The sequence below is a fragment of the Mesorhizobium sp. M7A.F.Ca.AU.001.01.1.1 genome (assembly GCF_004022735.1).
Lineage (GTDB): Bacteria > Pseudomonadota > Alphaproteobacteria > Rhizobiales > Rhizobiaceae > Mesorhizobium > Mesorhizobium ciceri.
In genome coordinates this window covers 1-2590 of record NZ_RZPF01000827.1, presented here as the reverse complement: position 1 = coordinate 2590, position 2590 = coordinate 1, and the positions used below count along the sequence as shown (strand labels likewise).

3 protein-coding genes are annotated in these 2590 nt (G+C 61.9%); all 3 read right to left on the bottom strand.

Annotated elements, in window-relative coordinates:
* On the bottom strand, positions 1-195 hold a 195-nt coding region (locus tag EN884_RS32505), incomplete at its 3' end, for an inositol monophosphatase family protein (RefSeq protein ID WP_281034861.1).
* A 10-nt stretch (positions 196-205) separates the two neighbouring features.
* On the bottom strand, positions 206-2143 hold the full coding sequence (gene cysN / locus EN884_RS32500; RefSeq protein ID WP_024503688.1) for a sulfate adenylyltransferase subunit CysN: 1938 nt from the start codon (positions 2141-2143) through the stop codon (positions 206-208).
* 2 nt (positions 2144-2145) lie between these two features.
* The coding region (gene cysD, locus EN884_RS32495) for a sulfate adenylyltransferase subunit CysD (protein ID WP_128360986.1) at positions 2146-2590 on the bottom strand (445 nt) is incomplete at its 5' end.

Sequence of the window (2590 nt, the reverse complement as noted above, 5' to 3'; positions counted from 1 at the left end):
AGCTTCTTCCTCGGCCACGCAGGGGATATCGGGAAATGCGGCACGCAGTCCGGCGAGAATGATCTTTTCGCTCTCGCGGTCCGCCTCGGTCACCGGCGAGGCGTCGGACTTGCGGTCAACCGCACAGCCGGCGTGGAACACGCGCATCACCTCGCGCCCGGCCGACAAGGCCAGGCGCTCGAAGATTTCAAGCATCAGCCTGTCGTCAGATGCCGCCGCCGCTATCGTATTGGTCTTCGGCAATGTCGCGCTCGTTCAGCCAGTGTTCCAGGGCGTCGACCATCTCTTCGGCCGATTTGCCGAGTGTCTGCAGATGGATCTCCGGGGTTTCCGGCGCTTCATAAGGGGAATCGACGCCGGTGAAATTCTTGATCTCGCCATTCAGCGCGCGCGCATAGAGGCCCTTCGGATCACGCCTGGCGCATTCCTCGAAGGGCGTATCGACGAACACCTCGACGAATTCTCCGTCGGCCATCAATTCACGTGCCATGCGCCGTTCGGCGCTGAACGGCGAAATGAACGAAACAATGACGATCAACCCGGCATCGGCCATCAAACGCGCCACCTCGGCGACGCGGCGGATGTTCTCGACGCGATCGGCATCGGTAAAGCCAAGATCGCGATTGAGACCGTGACGGACGTTGTCGCCGTCGAGGATATAAGTATGACGGCCGGTGGCGAACAGCTTCTTTTCGAACAGGTTGGCGATGGTCGACTTGCCGGATCCCGACAGCCCGGTGAACCAGAACACGGCGGGCCGCTGGTTCTTCATGTCGGCGCGCACGCGCTTGCCGACATCGAGCGACTGCCAATGGATGTTTTCGGCACGACGCAGCGAGTGCAGGATCATGCCGGCGCCGACCGTGGCGTTGGAGATGCGGTCGATCAGGATGAAGGCGCCGGTTGTGCGGTTTTCGGCGAAGGGATCAAAGGCGATCGGCGTCCGCGTCGAGATGTTGCAGATGCCGACTTCGTTCATTTCGAGCGACTTGGCCGCTTCATGGGCAAAGTCGTTGACGTTGATCCGGTATTTCAGATCGGTGACGGTGGCGCTGGTCTGGTCGGTCTCGGTGCGCAGGATGTAGGAGCGGCCCGGCAGCAGCGCATGCTCGTCGAACCAGACGATGTTGGCGGCGAACTGGTCGGCGACCTGCGGCCGTGCGGCAGGCGAAACCAGCATGTTGCCGCGCGAGATTTCGACTTCGTCGTCGAGGACGAGCGTGACGGCCTGTCCGGCAGCCGCCTGGGCGAGATCGCCGCCATACGAGACGATCCGCTTGACGCGCGAGGATTTGCCCGACTTGGCGACAACGACCTCGTCGCCGGGCGCAACCGAGCCGGAAGCGACCGTGCCGGCAAAGCCGCGAAAGTCGAGATTGGGACGATTGACATACTGGACCGGGAAACGGAACGGCAGTTCGACCATCGCTTGGTCGACCGACACGGTTTCGAGATGCTCGATCAGCGTTGGGCCGGAATACCATTCCATGCTTTCCGACCGACGGCTGACATTATCGCCATAACGGGCCGACATCGGGATCGGCACAATGGTCTGGAAGCCGAGATCGCGCGAGAATTGCCCGTAGTCTTCGACGATCCGGTCGAAAACCGTCTGATCGAAATCGACAAGATCGATCTTGTTGACGGCCAGCACGACGTGGCGGATGCCGAGCAGCGAGGCGATGATCGAATGTCGCCTTGTCTGGCGAAGCACACCCTGCCGGGCATCGATCAGCACGATCGCCAGGTCGGCGGTCGAGGCGCCGGTGGCCATGTTGCGGGTGTATTGCTCGTGACCAGGTGTGTCGGCGACGATGAATTTGCGCTTCGGCGTGGCAAAGAAACGGTAGGCGACGTCGATCGTGATGCCTTGCTCACGCTCGGCCTCGAGGCCGTCGACCAGCAGTGCGAAATCGATGTCGTCGCCCGTCGTGCCATGCTTGCGCGAATCGCGTTCGAGCGCGGCGAGCTGGTCCTCGAAAATCTGCTTGGTGTCGGACAGCAGGCGCCCGATCAGCGTCGACTTGCCGTCATCGACCGAGCCGCAGGTCAGGAAGCGCAGCAGCGACTTCTTCTCCTGCGCCGCCAGATAGTCGCGAACGCCGTCGGTGGGGGCGAGGCTCTTTGCCATGATGTGGCGCATGGTCAAAAGTACCCCTCGCGCTTCTTCTTTTCCATCGAGCCGGCTTCATCGCGGTCGATCAGGCGCCCCTGCCGTTCGGATGTCCGTGCCGTCAGCATTTCGCCGACGATGGCTTCCAGCGTGTCGGCCTCCGATTCGATGGCGCCAGTCAGCGGATAGCAGCCAAGCGTGCGGAACCGCACGAGCCGGTTCTCCACTGTCTCGTCGGGGCGGAGTTTCATGCGCTCGTCGTCCCGCAGGATCAGCATGCCGTCGCGTTCCACCACCGGCCGTTCCTTGGCGAAATAGAGCGGCACGATCGGGATACTTTCCTGCAGGATGTACTGCCAGATATCCAGCTCGGTCCAGTTCGACAGCGGAAAGACGCGGATCGATTCACCCGATGCGATGCGGGTGTTGAATATCTTCCACATTTCGGGGCGCTGGTTCTTCGGATCCCACACATGC

Bases quoted from the DNA above. Each gene is read 5' to 3' on its own strand.
- cysN (WP_024503688.1), bottom strand. From the start codon at position 2,143: ATGCGCCACATCATGGCAAAGAGCCTCGCCCCCACCGACGGCGTTCGC.